This window comes from Alteromonas sp. P256 (assembly GCF_036864455.1).
In the GTDB taxonomy this organism is placed as follows: domain Bacteria; phylum Pseudomonadota; class Gammaproteobacteria; order Enterobacterales; family Alteromonadaceae; genus Alteromonas.
Genome location: NZ_JAZETM010000010.1, coordinates 120,002 through 137,086, shown reverse-complemented (window position 1 = coordinate 137,086; position 17,085 = coordinate 120,002). Strand labels below are relative to the sequence as shown.

At 42.9% G+C, this 17,085-nt stretch carries 13 protein-coding genes; 8 read left to right on the top strand and 5 right to left on the bottom strand.

Annotation, left to right across the window (positions count from 1 at the left end; genetic code table 11):
- Positions 1–100: 100 nt before the first annotated feature.
- The gene (locus V7R39_RS14850; protein ID WP_334031631.1) at positions 101–775 is read right to left on the bottom strand and encodes a YdcF family protein; all 675 of its coding nucleotides are present in this window, start codon (positions 773–775) and stop codon (positions 101–103) included.
- Positions 776–827: 52 nt separating this feature from the next.
- On the opposite strand from V7R39_RS14850, the gene V7R39_RS14845 reads away from it, so the two are divergent.
- The 5 genes from V7R39_RS14845 (at position 828) to V7R39_RS14825 (ending at position 6,103) form a co-directional block, all read left to right on the top strand.
- Entirely contained in the window at positions 828–1,652 is an 825-nt protein-coding gene (locus tag V7R39_RS14845; RefSeq protein WP_334031629.1) for a S1 family peptidase, read from the top strand.
- 394 nt (positions 1,653–2,046) lie between these two features.
- Positions 2,047–2,925 (top strand): hypothetical protein, encoded by an 879-nt coding sequence (locus V7R39_RS14840; protein ID WP_334031628.1) that lies wholly within the window; start codon positions 2,047–2,049, stop codon positions 2,923–2,925.
- 175 nt (positions 2,926–3,100) lie between these two features.
- Entirely contained in the window at positions 3,101–3,988 is an 888-nt protein-coding gene (locus V7R39_RS14835) for an HprK-related kinase A (RefSeq protein ID WP_334031626.1), read from the top strand.
- A 1-nt stretch (position 3,989) separates the two neighbouring features.
- On the top strand, positions 3,990–5,090 hold the full coding sequence (locus V7R39_RS14830; protein WP_334031624.1) for a nucleotidyltransferase domain-containing protein: 1,101 nt from the start codon (positions 3,990–3,992) through the stop codon (positions 5,088–5,090).
- The gene (locus V7R39_RS14825; protein ID WP_334031622.1) at positions 5,087–6,103 is read left to right on the top strand and encodes an NAD-dependent epimerase; all 1,017 of its coding nucleotides are present in this window, start codon (positions 5,087–5,089) and stop codon (positions 6,101–6,103) included. Before V7R39_RS14830 ends, V7R39_RS14825 begins: the two co-directional genes overlap by 4 nt.
- 95 nt (positions 6,104–6,198) lie before the next feature.
- Here V7R39_RS14825 and V7R39_RS14820 read toward each other — a convergent pair whose 3' ends face one another.
- From V7R39_RS14820 to V7R39_RS14805, 4 genes are all read right to left on the bottom strand, one after another.
- The gene (locus V7R39_RS14820) at positions 6,199–7,098 is read right to left on the bottom strand and encodes a patatin-like phospholipase family protein (RefSeq protein ID WP_334031620.1); all 900 of its coding nucleotides are present in this window, start codon (positions 7,096–7,098) and stop codon (positions 6,199–6,201) included.
- Positions 7,099–7,315: 217 nt separating this feature from the next.
- Positions 7,316–9,514, bottom strand: coding sequence for a malate synthase G (locus tag V7R39_RS14815; protein ID WP_334031619.1), 2,199 nt, complete (start codon positions 9,512–9,514; stop codon positions 7,316–7,318).
- A gap of 215 nt (positions 9,515–9,729) precedes the next feature.
- Positions 9,730–10,674 carry a LysR family transcriptional regulator gene (locus tag V7R39_RS14810; RefSeq protein ID WP_334031617.1) on the bottom strand — a complete coding sequence of 315 codons (945 nt, stop codon included), beginning with the start codon at positions 10,672–10,674 and terminating at the stop codon, positions 9,730–9,732.
- 269 nt (positions 10,675–10,943) lie between these two features.
- Positions 10,944–12,539: an isocitrate lyase gene (locus V7R39_RS14805; protein ID WP_334031615.1), complete on the bottom strand. Its 1,596-nt coding sequence runs from the start codon at positions 12,537–12,539 to the stop codon at positions 10,944–10,946.
- Positions 12,540–13,236: 697 nt separating this feature from the next.
- Between V7R39_RS14805 and V7R39_RS14800 the strand changes: the two genes are divergently transcribed.
- From V7R39_RS14800 to glsB, 3 genes are all read left to right on the top strand, one after another.
- Complete coding sequence (locus V7R39_RS14800) at positions 13,237–14,196, top strand: chemotaxis protein CheV (RefSeq protein ID WP_334031614.1); 960 nt, start codon at positions 13,237–13,239, stop codon at positions 14,194–14,196.
- A gap of 501 nt (positions 14,197–14,697) precedes the next feature.
- Positions 14,698–16,056: an alkaline phosphatase gene (locus V7R39_RS14795; RefSeq protein ID WP_334031613.1), complete on the top strand. Its 1,359-nt coding sequence runs from the start codon at positions 14,698–14,700 to the stop codon at positions 16,054–16,056.
- Between the two features lie 108 nt (positions 16,057–16,164).
- Positions 16,165–17,073: a glutaminase B gene (gene glsB, locus V7R39_RS14790; RefSeq protein ID WP_032097243.1), complete on the top strand. Its 909-nt coding sequence runs from the start codon at positions 16,165–16,167 to the stop codon at positions 17,071–17,073.
- Positions 17,074–17,085 lie beyond the last annotated feature (12 nt).

Sequence of the window (17,085 nt, the reverse complement as noted above, 5' to 3'; positions counted from 1 at the left end):
GATTTACATTAAGTTTATATCACCGAAACAGATAGTGGACAAAAGTATAAAAAAATATAACTTTTATTATTGCTATTAGCTGCTCTTTGGTCGATTGCTATCAAATGTTTATTAACCAATACTTTAGTCGAGCACCATATTCATAGATCGCCCGTTCAATTCGAAATATAGCATTAACGGAAGGACGTTCTAAGAAGGGGGTCAATGACCCAGAACTATGAAAATCGACTGGCGCGGAGTAAACCTCGTTGCAATATTGTAAGAGTAATGTTGTGGCTCTTTCTAAATGGGTTGCGGACGTTACTAAAACAACATTTTTATCGCGAATAAAACGTTTAATAGCGCTGACTTCGCTTTGTGTATTAGCTCCATGCGGAACAACAATTATATGTTCGTCGTTGACACTAAGCGTTCGCAATAATTCGCGCGCTTGCTCTGCATAATTAATGTTAGGATCGTGTAGAAAATTTCCGCCAGTAACAAGAATGGGAATATTTAATTCTTTTGATAACTGACTCGCCTTTACTAAACGTTGCAATGAACAATGAGGCCATCTAGAAATGGCCGAGATGTTTCCTTGGGTAGCGAAGTAACATGCGGGTACAAATATATATTCGGCGTTTGATTTCTCTGGATTAAATGGTACCCGCTCATGTCTGTGTTCAAGCGGATACAATAGAATGTCTGCGACATAAGGTTGTGAAGTGAGTAATAAAATGCATATAGAACATTTGAAAATACGTTGCCCCCAATTAGTAGAGACTTTAGATTTCACAACGTATGCCACCGCTAATAGTACACATACTAAACTTAAGGGCGAAAATAGAATGAAAAATATTTCTCTAAGTATTGTCACGATTATGATTATCCAAGTAGTTCGCTTTCAATTCCACCGCGTAAAAACCCTATCACTTTTCTGCCTATGCGTTACTACATTTATTTCTTTCCTTTCAAATGCAACAGAAAGACAGTTTGTTGATGTTGTTAAACACGTTTCTAATAGCACTTTGGCAATAGCAATAGAGGCGCCGATTAAACATACTTCGCCCAAACTGCTCGGCACAGGGTTTGTTGTTGGTGATGGAAGTTACGTTATTACTAACTATCATGTAGTGTCAAAAATATTAGACCCTGCTATTGTTGAGCATTACGTTGTTCTTAGTGGTGAAGGAACTAGGGTTAAGAAAGTAAAAGCCGAAATTGAGAAGATAGACCCTAAACACGACTTAGCGTTACTTAGGATTAATGAAAAGTTGAAACCTCTTTCTTTGGCGCAGAGTACACTTCTTCCACCTGGCATTGAGGTTGCTTTTACTGGGTTTCCAATTGGTGCGGTACTTGGTTTGTATCCAGCCACTCATAGAGGTTATATTTCTGCTATTACCCCAGATGCCATACCTGCCAGAAATGCCGATGAGCTTACCATCGCAATGATGAAAAGATTAGACTCTACTACGTTAATTTATCAGCTTGACGCTGTGGCATACCCTGGAAATAGCGGTAGCCCGGTTTTTGACCCGAAAACAGGTAGTGTGATAGGAGTGATAAATAAAGTGCTGGTAAAAGACACAAAGGAAAGCGCGTTGTCCTCGCCTACAGGGATTTCCTATGCTATTCCCGTTGAACATGTAGTGAATTTACTCAGTCAGTAAGCAAGCGCAGCGGTAAATTAACGTAGCAATACTGTTGTAATTTGCGTCTGCTCTACGCTGAAAATATACGCTTAAAACCTTCGGTTTGCTGAGCGTTTAACTTCACAAAAAAGTGAATTTAGCCTAATATATGTGATGCGATTGGTGTGCTAAAAAACTTATGCGTTAAACAATTTTTTACTCCAGCCCGCGTGCTAAAGGGGTTTTGCAAAAGGAATAGCGTATAGCATTAATTGCAAGTCTTTATTATTGATGCTTTGTGACTGTCAGAAAAGTTTACAGTTTTGTACGGTGTTTATGTAATTTGTTGAAATGTATGTCTATTTTTAATGGCTTGATAATTGCTTTAATCGAGATTAGATGACGTTTAAGCGCGAAATATTTGGAGTAGTTTGTGGAAGACAACAAAGTGAACAGCAGACGTAAGTTTATCAAGTCCTCAGGTGCCATTGCAGGGATAACGGTTATCCCTTCAAAGTCTGTGTGGGGTGCATGTAACGCGTCTGGTGTGTCTGGGGGGTCTCAAGCTCTTGAAGACGTGTGTCGAGTAAGTGGTTCAGAGTCGCCTGATAACATCAGTACAGGCGGGTTTACCGCAAATAGCTTTAACACGCTATTCACATCAATTAATTCTGGCAACAAGCTCCCAAGTGGCAAAGCGCGAAAGATGGCGGGAGACATGTTCAGTAAGGCAAGCTGGCTAGACGAAACGAGTTCAGCAGGTTCCTTTGTTTTTCCAGTATTTCGCTGCGGCAACTCTTTTAAAACGCTAATCTGGGATAACGGCTCGATACGCGATAACAATCTCAAAAAAGAAATTCAGAAAATAGACAGTAGCGTAGAAGACAATGCATCAAATGTAAGCATTAGGTCGCTAAAAAGTGTACTCAACCCACGATACGACTGGCATATGAACGAGTTACATGCTGTGATCAACAAGCTCAAGAAAATTGCTGATGTCAATATTGAGTACGTGTCGGGTGTGCAATCAAACGGAAAAGCCTCAACGGCCTCCTTCAATGTTCTTGATATGCTTGAGCAGCTACCTGCTGAACCAGTGAAAATTAACATTGCGGCATTATACTTGAATTTAGCAGCAGGTTTCGCAGGCAATATTCCAATCGGTTACGATGCAAAGTCGTATTGTGAACACCTAGTATCTATAATGCTCGAGAACGCAACTTATCCAGGTTTTGCTTCTGACTTGATGGCAAAAGTGTCTCAAACATTCTCACGGCCGCAAAGCATTAGTGCATCTACACTTTTAAGTTAAATGTTAGACGTCTTTGCTGATAGAAATATTAAGATATTCAACGATGGCTCTGGGGTTGCTTTGTTCAGAGAAGATTCGTCAACAGTTGTTTTGCTTACTGACTCGTTGAGAAACGACTACCCTTTGTTATATAAACTTCTCAGCGACAGTAGCGTGTGCAAAAATGCGGTAATGGATGAGATTAAAGCACAAGGCCTATTCGACGTTGACTATTGCTATAGATAGTGGGCTGTATCGTTTTTCTATTAGCGGTATACCTGACACAATTAAAAAAGAACTAGAAACATTGTATGGCGAACAGCTCACCGAATTTAGCGAGAGCGTGTTTTACGATTTTTCGTTGTCGGTACAGAATACTTCACCTGTTAGACGCTATTTTCGACGCCAACGGGTTATCGCCGTCGAGGGTGTTAAACCATTTAATCCAATTTCCGAGCGTCATTTATTGCCCTCAATCGAGTGGGCAATGAATTGGGCTGTAGCAGCTTACCAACATACTCGATTGAGTATGCACTCATCCGTTGTTGTAAAAAACAATAAAGCAATTATTATCCCGGCATCATCAGGGGCGGGAAAATCCACTCTCGCCACTTTGTTAGGCTATGCAGGGTGGCAAATGTTTTCTGATGAAATGGCGCTAATTGACATAGACACACTGTGTGTTAATCCGTTGTATCGACCTTCATCGTTAAAAAATAAGAGTATAGAAGTGGTTTCTCGGCATTTCCCTGAAGCAACTATATCAAGCACTACGCTCGCCACCCACAAAGGCGATATTGCGCATGCTCGCGTGCACAGCCGAGATGAGTTTTTACACTTTAAGCCGGTGAAGCCTGTCGCCGTAGTGTTTTTAAAGTTTGTACAAGGCTCTGAAACATCGCTTCGCACTGTTTCTCAAACAGAAGCTTTTGCAATGATGCTAAGAAATGCATTTAATTACAATATTTTAGGTAATGAAGGGTTTAGCGTGATAGGCAAAATAGCTGAAGCCTGTGAAACGATTTATCTCGAATATAGTGATGTTGATGATGTAGACAACTTGCTCACGGACTTAGTGCGTTAACATGTTAACAAAGCATCAGTTTTTAAAAGCGTATTGTGAGGTCTCCAACATAGCTTCGCTTACTACCGGTGAATGGAACTCTTTGGTTCGCATATTAAGAGAACGTTCTTTGCTAGCCTCCTATTATCACCGTCTTCGTCAGTATGGGCAGACTCATCTTGTGCCACCAGCATGCACAGATGCATTTTTATCATCGATCAATTTTGCCTCTGCGCAAGCAATGCAAACAAAAATTCAAGGCCGCAAATTAACGGCATTATTTAGCGCGCATCAAGTACCTTTTATTTTTCTGAAGGGGGCAGCGTATATACTCGGTGAAAAGAGTAACAGCCTTGGCCGTTTAATGACTGATATCGATATTTGCGTTGAGCGAAAATACATAGAAAAAGCGGAACACATACTCATTAATAGCGGTTGGTCTTTTAAAGATATGGATGAGCATGATGATAAGTATTACCGCAAGTGGTCGCATGAAATACCTCCTCTTCAGCACAGTGAAGACGGAGTCGTATTAGATGTGCATCATACTTTAATTCCGCCTATAAAGGGGCGAATACTTGATATTGAACGGTTGGTCAAAAGCAGTAAAATAGCAGATGACAGTTGTCCTGTCCCTTCAATTGAATGGATGGTGTTGCATTCTGCTTTACATTTAATTATTAACGAAGATGTTGAAAACGGTTTGCGCGATTTAACCGACATCTATTTACTTTTAACAAATGCGAGCCCGCAAAAGACATTAGAAACTGAGAAGCTTTTCGTACAGGAAGGGTTCGAAAATGAGTGGTCGATAGTAGTGAACTTACTACGCTATTTCTTCAATTTCCCCATTGCCACTCACCAAAACCAACCTAAAACGTCAAAATTGACGGCCATGCGATGCTATGTTCTTAAAAGCGCGTTGCTACCCACGTCTTCCTATTTACCAATTCGATACCTTTGGTTATGGAAAAGTATCAATTATGTGGTAGGTTATTTATCGAAAATGCCGTTAAGTATATTAATAAAACAAGCGTCTTATAAAAGTTATCGTCAAATTGTAAAAGTGATCTTCGGCGATTATTTTTTTCGAAAGTCAAAACAGCAGAAGAGCGAACTATGAAAATTCTTGTCACCGGCGCTGCAGGCTTCATTGGCGCAGCGGTATCACAGTATCTTATTAATCGTGGTGACCATGTTGTCGGGATTGACAATATTAACGACTATTACGATGTTAATCTGAAGCACGCTCGTCTAGCACATATAAAGGCGTCAGATTCAGCATCGCACTTCACGTTCATCGAGATGGGCGTTGAAGAGCGGGATAAAATGGCTGCGCTATTTGAAGAGCATAAATTCGACAGGGTTGTGCATTTAGCGGCGCAGGCCGGGGTTCGATACTCACTTGAAAACCCCAATGCGTATGTAGATTCAAACATTGTTGGCTTCGTGAATGTTCTTGAAGGTTGCCGACACAATAATATTGCTCATTTAGTGTATGCCTCATCTAGCTCTGTATACGGCGCTAATGAAACTATGCCGTTCTCAGAGCAGCACAATGTAGACCATCAAGTTAGCCTTTATGCAGCATCGAAGAAAGCCAATGAGCTGATGGCGCACACTTACAGTCACTTGTATAACTTGCCCACTACAGGCTTACGCTTTTTCACCGTATACGGGCCTTGGGGCCGACCTGACATGGCGCTGTTTAAATTTACGAAAAAGATTTTAGAAGGCGACACTATTCAAGTGTACAACTTCGGTAATCACCGGCGTGACTTTACCTATATTGACGATATTGTTGAAGGTGTTATTAAGTCCCTCGATAATGTGGCATCGCCAAATGAGCAGTGGGATGGCAAGCAACCCGATCCAAGTACCAGTAAAGCGCCCTATAAGGTATATAATATTGGTGCTCAAACGCCAGTACACTTGCTTCGGTTTATTGAAACCTTAGAAGAGGCATTAGGTGTAGAGGCTAAAAAAGAGCTGTTACCTATGCAGCCTGGCGATGTGCCAGATACCTACGCCGACGTGTCTTCCTTAGTAGCTGACACTGGCTACCAGCCAAAAACGAATATCGATAAAGGTGTGAGAGCGTTTGTTGATTGGTATCGTGATTTTTATAACATCTAAGCTTTCAGTTGTTGTAGATGGCCGAGCGAATCGACTCCCGCAATAGTGCTGGGTCGATTCAGTCGCTTACCGTTTAATAGTACGTTTATTAGTAGTTAAGACACCGTACTCTTTTGCTCAATTTCCTCTTGCCCGCTGCTTTTCCCATTTGTTTGTATATATCCCGCGTATTTTTTCGGTAAAAACTCACGGGTTGTAGAATATCCAAGGTCGAATAGGGTGTTTTTTATCTCTGGCGTAAGCGAAAAATCTACCGCTGAAATTTCACCCGTATTCACCACTACGGTGTTGTGCCAATAACGGGCGTTTACATATTCTCGAGATATGGCCGTCATGAAGGTGCGAATTAACATGCCGATATACTGGGGAAGCTGCAATGCATTTTTTTTGATAATTCTGCGTTTTTGCATGGTGCTTTGTAGGCGAAAACATACTGATGGTGTGCCGTCACCCTGCCAATCTTCAAATAGTGCGTCTTCCGATAATATAGCGCCGTCTACCAGCAAGTACTCTTTGAATGGTTTAAATGAAAATATGAGAGGAATAGACATGGAATACCGTACCGCTTCAGACACTTTCATGTTTGGTGTAGTGGCTCGATTAAATAGCACGGGCCCACCACCATTTACATCGGTAGCTAATATATTCAAGGCCATTGGCATATCTGAAAACGTGGCGCCTTCTAATTGATCATCAATCCACTGCTGAAAAACATCCCCCGAAGACAAACCGCCTTCTCGAAGTAATCTGAATAAGCTGAAAGCAGTAAACTGCTTAAAGTCGGTATTAAGCGCAAGCTCCCGCATTTGCTCAACGGAGTAACCCTTGGCAAATAATGATGCAACAATAGAGCCGCCAGATACCCCAACTAGGGTGGAGAATTCGATGTTCATATCTTGCAGCGCTTTAATGATGCCAATATGTGCACTGAGGCGAGTTCCTCCCCCTGAAAATATCGGTACGATATTGGTATTTTGGGCAGTTGCTGTTGCCATACTTCTCTCTATTTCAATTCGTGCTTAAAATGCAAAGCCTCAATACTGAGTGGTTATAGACTGTGTATATCGAAGGCAAAATTCGAGCTTAAAGTAAGCATAGTGTAGAGACGGTAAATCACCACTTATATTTTGCGTTTTTTAACGATTAGCCTTTGCTTTACAAAGAAAAAACGGGTGCTAAAAAGCACCCGTTTGTCATTTCGCATCAGTAATATCATTGCTGCGCTAGTTTTGCTTTCATCTCACGGCGTTTAGCATGCAGTAAAGGCTCGGTATAACCTGATGGTTGCTCCTTACCTTTAAATATTAGGTCGCTAGCGGCCTGAAACCCAATGGAGTTTTCCAAATCTGGCGTCATTGGAATGTATTCAGCATCGCTGGCATTTTGTTCGTCGACCAACACAGCCATGCGTGACAGCGATTCTTTAACCTGGTCAACGCTTACAATGCCGTGCTCTAACCAATTAGCAATGTGCTGCGAAGAAATACGCAGTGTGGCTCTGTCTTCCATTAAGCCTACATCGTTAATGTCAGGGACTTTCGAGCACCCTACGCCTTGGTGCACCCAGCGAACAACATAGCCTAAAATTCCCTGAACATTGTTATCTATCTCACGCTTAATACCGTCTCGAGTTAGGCTTGAAGTGTCTGCTAAAAGCGGAATAGTGAGAATGTCGTTTAAACCGTCGAAGTTTTTGTCTAACTGCTTCTGCACGTTAAATACGTTTACATCGTGATAGTGAAGGGCGTGCAGTGTTGCTGCAGTAGGGGAGGGCACCCATGCTGTATTTGCTCCAGCTTTTAAGTGTCCAACCTTCGTGTCCATCATGTTTTGCATCTCATCAGGGGTTGGCCACATGCCTTTCCCTATCTGAGCTTTACCAGACAATCCACAGCGCAAACCAACTGCTACGTTTGCGGTTTCGTAGGCTTTAATCCACGACATTGTCTTTAACGAGGCTTTTTCTGCAAACGGTCCGGCCAACATAGAGGTATGAATTTCATCGCCGGTACGATCTAAAAAGCCGGTATTGATAAATACTACGCGCGATTGTGCTTCAGCAATGCAGGCTTGAAGGTTAACGCTGGTTCTGCGCTCTTCATCCATAATGCCCATTTTAAGCGTATTACGCGGCACATCGATGATGTCTTCAATACGTTCAAACAAAACATTGGAAAACGCCACTTCTTCTGGACCGTGCATTTTAGGCTTAACGATATACACGCTACCCTCACGGCTATTTTTATACTCGCTGTTGCCGAGTAAGTCATGCTTTGCGATAAGCGAAGTGATGAGTCCGTCCATAATCCCTTCAGGCACTTCTTCGCCATCAAACAGCATGGCATTGTTTGTCATTAAATGACCTACATTACGAACGAACATCAAACTTCTACCTGATAGCACTAACTCGTTTTGCGAGTTCTTTTGCTCTGAAGCTACGTGCTTTGACGGGTGATAGATACGATCGCTATGCATAGCGCGCACTATATTTTTGCCACCCTTTGTTATCTCAATGCGTAAACTGCCTTTCATTAGCCCAAGCCAGTTACTGTAAACCAATGTTTTATCTTCAGCATCTACAGCGGCAACTGAATCTTCACAATCCATAATTGTGGTTAACGCAGCCTCGACGAGCACGTCTTTTACGTTGGCTGAGTCGCTTTCACCAATAGGGTGATTGGGGTCTATTTGAATTTCAAAGTGCAGGCCGTTGTGCGCAAACAAGAGTGCAGAGGGTGCGCTAATATCGCCTTGGTAACCTTGCCACTGCTCGGTGTTGGCAAGCGTAGTCACATCGCCATCGGTCAGTTGAACCGACAGCTTCCCCGTCTCTATTTTGTATTTTACCGCATTTGCATGACTGCCTTTTGCAAGGGGGATCATGCTGTCTAAGTAAGTCTTGGCTTTTGCAACCACCTTTGCGCCGCGAACTGGGTTGTACGCTTTGCCAGGTTCAGCGCCATTTTCTGTGCCGATAACATCGGTGCCGTATAACGCGTCATAAAGGCTACCCCAACGCGCGTTAACCGCATTGAGCGCATAGCGTGCGTTGTTAATAGGTACAACAAGCTGCGGCCCCGCCATGGTAGCAATTTCAGCATCCACATTTGTGGTGGTCGCCGCAACGTTAGAAGGCTGCTCTACGAGGTAACCGATTTCTTTTAAAAAAGCGGTATATTCGCTGCCAGGAGCGGGGTTACCTGCTTTGTGATAATCATCGATGGCGCGCTGTAGCTTTTCACGCTTTTCTAATAATGCGCGATTTTGGGGAATTAATTCTGCAAAGAGGGCTTCAGCGCCTTTCCAAAATGATTCTGGCTGAACTTTTGTGCCTGGGATGGCCTGATCGTTAATAAAGCTATCAAGTTGCGCTGCAACCTGTAGTCGACCGTGCGTGATATATCCTTGCATAACTACCTCTATACATTGTGTTACTAGGAAAGGTTTTACTTGGTAAGCATCTACTACGTGCTTATTGTACTTTTCGTAAAGTACATTTGAGTAAAGTGCATTTTAGTAAAGTCTTGGCTTAGTGTAGTGCGTATAGAGATAGTTTTTTAATTTATGGTTTGTATTTCTGTCATAATTTTTGTGAATGCAGTCGCTTTCTCTAATTCAATGTATATTTACACGGCATTCATTTCACTAGCAACATCACTGATTAATCGGCGTAGCCAAATATGACCTGCGTCGTGATGAAGTAGTGCGCTCCATGCCATTTTCAGCGCAATAGGAGGAATATCAAACGGAGGTTCTTTTATTACCACATCCGGATCGTGTTTGAAAAGCTTAGCTGCTTTACTTGGTAATGTTGCAATAAGCTTTTGTTTTTTCGCTATTTGAAGCGCCGCATGATAATGGCGTGTAAATACGCGAATGGCGCGCTGTTTACCTATTTTCGTGAGCTCTGCGTCTACCCAGCCTAGCTTTTGAACTTCATTCGGGTCGATACCAACGCCCACGCCAAAACCTGTCTTACTTACCCAAATATGCTGTGCGTTAATGTAACTTTCTAAGTCACATTTTTGCACTAAAGGATGGTCGGCGCTCATTACGCAGCTAAAGGTGTCATACCACACCACTTTTTGGTGAAACGATAGGGGCAGTTCGTCAAAGCGGTTTATCGCCATGTCTACCTTGCCTTGCTCTACATCGTGAAATGTCACGTCACTGGGTGTAATCAAATCTAGCGTAATATTTGGCGCCAGTTCTGCTAAGCGTCCAACAAGTTCAAGCAATAGCGTGCTCTCGGCATAATCGCTAGTCATGATACGAAAGGTTCTCTCGCTGGTTAGCGGATCGAATTCGGTTTCTGGCTGAATGGAACTTTCTAATCGGCCGAGCACGTCGCGAATAATAGGCTGAAGCTCTAAAGCGCGTTTAGTGGGGGTCATACCGTCGCTTGTTCGCACCAAAAGAGGATCTTTAAATAAGTCGCGAAGACGTTTTAAACCGTTACTCATGGCCGGCTGCGTAATACTCAATTGGTTTGCCGCTTTTGTTACACTGCCCTCTCGCAATAAGACATCTAAATAAACCAATAGATTGAGATCGACCTTCGCTATATTCATTGCTGTAATGCTCTTTTTGAAAATTATTAGAGAGGTGTATTGTAAAGCGTTTTGTGTCTGTTGTCAGATAAGCGATTAGTCTTAAATAAAATTTGAATGCTCACCTTAAGTCTATGATTCTAAATGTTTAGTTAGCAGGGCGAGTAAGGCGAGTAAAGGTATTCAGTTTTTTAGTAATGAAATTACAAAGATATAATATAAATATTATGAATAACGATAAAAAAGGGCACCCTAAGGTGCCCAATAAAGGAAAGGTTGGGAACTTTCCGTTAAACGTCGAACTGGTTCATTGTGTTGTCATCACCTGATGCTTTAAGCGCCGCATCACCAGAGAAGTATTCTTTATGCGTATCGCCTAAATCTGAACCTGCCATTGCTTGGTGTTTAACACACGCTAAGCCTTGGCGAATTTCTTGGCGTTGAACACCGCGTACATAAGCAAGCATACCCTCTTCACCGAAGTACCCTTTAGCTAGGTTGTCAGTCGACAACGCAGTGGTGTGGTAAGTCGGAAGCGTGATTAGGTGATGGAAAATACCGGCTTCGCGAGCAGCGTCTGCTTGGAAGCTCTTAATTTTCTCATCAGCCACAGCAGCAAGTTCTGTATCGTCGTACTCTACTGCCATTAAGCCTGCACGGTTATAAGCAGAAACGTCTTTGCCTTCTTCACTCCACGCGTCGAAAACTTGCTGGCGGAAGTTAAGCGTCCAGTTAAAGGATGGCGAGTTGTTGTAAACCAGTTTCGCATTAGGTACTTGTTCACGGATAGCGTTAACCATTTCCGCAATTTGACCTACGTGAGGTTTTTCAGTTTCAATCCAAAGAAGATCTGCACCGTGTTGAAGTGATGTAACACAGTCAAGAACAACGCGGTCGAAACCTGAGCCGTCTTTGAATCTGAACAATCCGTTTGGTAAGCGCTCTGGCTTAACAAGCTTTCCGCCTTGCTTAAGGATTAAGTCGCCTTCATTAACATCGTCAGCACCGCCAACATCGCTCGTTTTAAGGAACGCGTTGTACTGAGCCGCAAGGTCGCCTTCAGACTGAGATACCGGTATTTTTTGCGTAAGGCCAGCACCCAATGAATCGGTACGAGCAACAATAACACCGTCATCTACACCTAGTTCAAGAAAGGCGTAACGCACAGCGTTAATTTTTGCTAAGAAGTCTTCGTGAGGAACGGTAACTTTACCGTCTTGGTGACCACATTGTTTAGCGTCTGATACTTGGTTTTCGATTTGAATACAGCAAGCACCAGCTTCAATCATTTGCTTGGCAAGCAAGTAAGTTGCTTCTTCGTTACCAAAGCCCGCATCGATATCTGCAATAATTGGAACGATGTGAGTCTCATAGTTTTCAATTTCTGCTTGAATTGCTGCAACATCGCCGCCGTTTGCTTTTGCATCATCAAGTTTCTGGAAAAGGTCGCCTAGTTCGCGAGCATCGGCCTGACGAAGAAATGTGTATAGTTCTTCAATAAGTGATGAAACCGATGTTTTCTCATGCATTGATTGGTCTGGAAGAGGACCGAACTCTGAGCGAAGAGCCGCAACCATCCAGCCTGACAAGTATAAATAGCTTTTGCTTGTAGTGCCCTGATGCTTTTTAACAGACAACATTTTTTGTTGACCAACGAAGCCGTGCCAGCAGCCTAACGACTGAGTGTACTGTGAAGAATCGGCATCGTAATCTGCCATATCTTGACGCATGATAGCCGCTGTGTAACGCGCTATATCCAAACCGGTCTTGAAACGGTTCTGAAGCTTCATGCGAGCGGCGAATTCTGGATTAATACCTTCCCATGCGCCTTTTTGTGATGCTTTTAAAGTTGCGAAGTTATCGATATCTTGTTGGTATTGCGACATGAGCGTCTCTCCCGTCTATGATTATATTTTTACGTTAACGCGTTTTTTATGAAACTTGCCTTTCGTTCGTCACTATTCAGCTGTAGGGCGTTTACGTGAGTTCCATTTCATCCTAGTGTGGTTATCGGAATAATAAAAATATATATTTTGCATTGCCATCATTTATTTTGTGAATGCTTGGGCGGTGAGATCTACAAGGGAACAAGAGTGGCTAGGGCTTGTGTCGGATTTATTTGGTAACGGCATTGGCTTTGCCCTAAAAAGAACACAGGCTAATGCACAACTGTACAGTAAATACAAACACGCTCTAGGCAGTTGTCTCCAATGAAATAGGAAGATTCTGCCATTTGCCGCTATATTTAAAAGGTCGTAGATAAGATTTTAAAAAAAAGGACTTACAAACATGAGCAGAGGTCAACTGTCAAATCGACCGACAAGTCGACGTCAATAGCGGTTTGTGAACAAAGCTCGCGTGGTATGGTTGTGAATGGCGTTGAAAAGTTCTTACTGCAACGATCTTATTGGAAATTGAATTGGGTTTTGAATTGGATAATGCGTAATGCGTTAGGCTTTAGACTTTAGTGCAAATGTATTCATACCAGCAGTGAAGGCTGATACTCTAGCGCCTCACGTTGTAACATTAATAACTATTACGGTGGGTTTATTACCTTCTTAATACTAAATAAAAGTGAGTAGTATGAGTAAAAGTGTATTGTCGTCTGTCGACCAAAGAACCAAGTTGGTTGGTGAAAATAGGTTGGAACTACTGATGTTTCAGCTAGGTACACGTCATATTTTTGCTATGAACGTATTTAAGATTAAAGAAGTTATCAACATGCCAAAGCTCAATGCGATGCCGGGCTCCCACGAAAACCTACGAGGCGTGATGAATTATAGAGGTAGTGCGATCCCTGTGATTGATCTTCGCCAATCTATTAAAATGCGCGGTGTTGCCACGGACGAAACTGCCAGAAACGTCATCATTACTGAGTATAATCGCAGTGTGCAGGGATTTATCATTGGTCAAGTCAGAAGCATCGTTAACACCTCGTGGGATACCATTCAGCCGCCTCCTAGCGGGATGGGCAAGTCGAACTATTTAACCGCCATAACGCAAGTGAATGTTGAAGGTAAAACAGAGCTGGTAGAAATCATCGATGTTGAAAAAGTGCTTGCTGAAATCATTGATTACGATATTACGATTTCAGAAGAAATACTCGACACCGACATTGTGAACCATTTTCTTAATAAAAAAGTGCTCATTGTGGATGACTCCAGCACGGCAAGAAAACAAATAAGCGATACCCTCAAACAACTGGGTATCACTATCATAGAGCGAAAAAATGGTGCACAAGCACTGGCACTGTTAAAACAATGGGCTGATGAGGGTAAAAACCCCTGCGATGAAATTTTGCTTATGTTCACCGACGCCGAAATGCCAGAAATGGATGGCTACCGCTTAACTGCCGAGGTTCGTAGCGATCCAAGAATGAGCAAATTGTTTATTGCGCTGAATACATCATTAAGCGGCAGTTTTAATGATGCAATGGTAGAAAAAGTAGGTTGTGACCGCTTCATCTCTAAATTTCAGCCCGATATGCTGGTAGATGTTGCCCAGCAACGTATGCGCGAGTATCTATCGGAGCAAAAACAGTAAGGCATCTCCATGACAGATAGACATGACTCTGCGCTCGAACATGCGGTCCTAAAGAAGACCCAGTAACACGAGCTAATAAAAACTCAATCTTATAAGCTAACAATACAAGCTAGCGCTTAAGTTTTATACCAGCATCTGCCTTTGTGCCTATTTTATCCTCACTTCATCGCCCCTACGACCTTTTAGTTTTGTTGTTGGGGTGAGTCTGCTTTACAATTGTATAAAGAAAAGCAATGCCTTATTCGTAAACGCTCTTGTAAACACATACTCCTATGAATAAATATCATTTAGAAGAGCGTATCTTTAAATGAATAAACAATGACTTATACATGAAAGCACTTTAGTTAAAGCCTAACTTGTCGTTGTATTATAATGACTGATGTGCAACAAGAAACAAGACGCTTAAGCGTGAAAAACGATTTCTAAATATATTACTTAGCAGTATGCGCCGTTTCGTTTTGCTAAACACATTGCGCATGTTATTACCCAGGGAAGTTCAACATGGTTAAACACGTATTACGTGCCTCATTAGTAAGCAGTTTGTCTGTTGCATTCATTGCAGGCTGCACAATGACTAAAAGTGTCGATAACACTCAACAAGTCGCACCAACAAACGCGCCGAAAAATATCATAATGGTTGTTGCAGATGGAATGGGACCCGCCTATACCACTGCCTATCGCAATTATGTCGATAATGCAGCTACGCCTGAAATTGAGAGCGTGGTTTTCGATGACATTCTTCTCGGTAATGCAACGACGTACCCTGCTAAAGTATCTGGTTACGTGACCGATTCTGCCGCTGCGGCCACCGCACTTGCAACTGGCGTGAAGTCATATAATGGCGCTATTGGCGTTGATGTTAATAAGAAGCCTGTTAATTCCGTTATGCACTATGCAAAATCAAAGGGCATGAGAACAGGGCTGGCCGTTACATCGCAGATTGTCCACGCCACGCCTGCTTCTTACATCGCACACAATGAAAGCCGCAAAAACTATAACGAAATAGCCGACGATTTTTTCGATATTCGCGTAAATGATGAGCCTGTTGCTGACGTAATGCTTGGCGGTGGAACCGTTTATTTTGAGCGAGAAGACAGAAATCTACTATCGCAATTTGTAAATGAAGGCTATGAATACGTAGACTCCTATGAAGGCTTGTCATCCATTCCAGCGGGAAGCGATGTTATTGGTTTATTCGCTCCTGTAGCCCTTCCGGCGGTGCTAGACGATAACCGCAAAGATCGCCTAGCGTACCTTACTGAACATGCCATCAAGAATCTCGAAAATGACAGCGGTTACTTCTTATTAGTTGAAGCTAGTCAAGTAGATTGGGCTGGTCATGCAAATGATGTGGGTTCTGCCATGGCAGAAATGCACGATTTAGCGCAAACCATGGTGTACCTGCGTGAGTATGTAGACACGCACCCAGACACATTAGTAGTGCTTACCGCTGACCATAGCACGGGTGGCTTAACCATTGGTGCTGGTGGCGATTACCGCTGGAGCCCTGAGTATCTTCATAATATGTCCGCTTCTGCACGCACTATAGCCGCGACTATGGTTGATGAAGACATGCCGGGCGAATACGCTGCAAAACAATTAGGCCTGTCGCTTACCAATGAAGAGCTTGCCATGTTAGATAGTGTTTCAAACCAAGATGAAAAAAGCCGATATGCCGCGATAAAAACCTTTTTAGACATTAAAACAAACACAGGGTGGACTACCACAGGTCATACCGGTGTTGATGTTGAAGTGTTTGCATTTGGTGCAGGTGCCACGTCGTTTAGCGGACAAATAGACAACACGGATATTGCCAAAACTATATTTACCTTGTTAGACGGTAGCGCTTTAAATAAATAGTTTATTGAAGTAAAAACTCAGCGTAGGTTTGACGCTTTATTACGTATTAGCACGTTAAGTGTGCCATAAATGTAACTGGGTGGAGAAATTGATTTGATGAACGATGACATGCGAGCGCTACTTCAAGATATTTATGACGAGGTAGAGCCCATGCTGGGTATGGGTAAGGTGGCTGATTATATTCCTGCCCTTGCAACCGTTAATCCACGTCAATTCGGCATTGCGATTTGCGATATTCAGGGCCAGATCACGTCGATTGGCGATGCCGGTGTGCCGTTTTCTATTCAAAGTATCTCGAAAGTGTTCAATTTGGTACTTGCTATCAATCACTATGGCGAGACCATGTGGGACCGAGTGGGTTGCGAGCCGTCCGGATTGCCATTTAACTCGCTAGTGCAGCTTGAATACGAAAATGGGATGCCAAGAAATCCGTTCATCAATGCTGGGGCATTAGTAGTCAGCGACATGGTGCAGTCCCGTTTCGCCTCTCCCCATATCGCTATGCGGGACTTTGTTCGCCGTCTATCGTGTAACGGCGAAATCATGGTGAACAAAGTGGTGGCTGAGTCAGAATTTCAGCATCGCTCAAGAAATGCGGCAATGGCCTACTTAATGAAGGCTTACGGCAATTTTGAGAATGAAGTTGAAGATGTTTTGCACAACTATTTTCATAATTGCGCTTTAGAAATGAGCTGTGAAGATTTGGCGCGTTCTATTAGTTTTCTCGCCAATAGAGGCATGTCAGCGTGTGCCAATGAGCAAGTGCTAACCCCTTATCAAACTAAGCAGGTTAATGCGTTGCTTGCCACTAGCGGTATGTACGATGAAGCAGGCAGCTTTGCTTTTAAAGTAGGCTTGCCAGGTAAGAGTGGGGTAGGTGGCGGAATTGTTGCTGTCGTTCCTGGGCGCTTTACCATTTGTGTATTTTCGCCCGCTCTTAACAGTGTCGGGAATTCTCAACTTGGCGTGGCAGCATTAACCTCGTTAAGCGAGCGAATTAACTGGTCTATTTATTAGCTTAAATGCGTT

What these genes read in the sequence shown, in the direction of transcription:
- V7R39_RS14845 (WP_334031629.1), top strand. Translation starts at nt 828, where the DNA reads ATGAAAAATATTTCTCTAAGTATTGTCACGATTATGATTATCCAAGTA.
- V7R39_RS14835 (WP_334031626.1), top strand. Translation starts at nt 3,101, where the DNA reads ATGAGATTAAAGCACAAGGCCTATTCGACGTTGACTATTGCTATAGAT.
- V7R39_RS14830 (WP_334031624.1), top strand. Translation starts at nt 3,990, where the DNA reads ATGTTAACAAAGCATCAGTTTTTAAAAGCGTATTGTGAGGTCTCCAAC.
- V7R39_RS14825 (WP_334031622.1), top strand. Translation starts at nt 5,087, where the DNA reads ATGAAAATTCTTGTCACCGGCGCTGCAGGCTTCATTGGCGCAGCGGTA.
- V7R39_RS14820 (WP_334031620.1), bottom strand. Translation starts at nt 7,098, where the DNA reads ATGGCAACAGCAACTGCCCAAAATACCAATATCGTACCGATATTTTCA.
- V7R39_RS14815 (WP_334031619.1), bottom strand. Translation starts at nt 9,514, where the DNA reads ATGCAAGGATATATCACGCACGGTCGACTACAGGTTGCAGCGCAACTT.
- V7R39_RS14810 (WP_334031617.1), bottom strand. Translation starts at nt 10,674, where the DNA reads ATGAATATAGCGAAGGTCGATCTCAATCTATTGGTTTATTTAGATGTC.
- V7R39_RS14805 (WP_334031615.1), bottom strand. Translation starts at nt 12,539, where the DNA reads ATGTCGCAATACCAACAAGATATCGATAACTTCGCAACTTTAAAAGCA.
- V7R39_RS14800 (WP_334031614.1), top strand. Translation starts at nt 13,237, where the DNA reads ATGAGTAAAAGTGTATTGTCGTCTGTCGACCAAAGAACCAAGTTGGTT.
- V7R39_RS14795 (WP_334031613.1), top strand. Translation starts at nt 14,698, where the DNA reads ATGGTTAAACACGTATTACGTGCCTCATTAGTAAGCAGTTTGTCTGTT.
- glsB (WP_032097243.1), top strand. Translation starts at nt 16,165, where the DNA reads ATGCGAGCGCTACTTCAAGATATTTATGACGAGGTAGAGCCCATGCTG.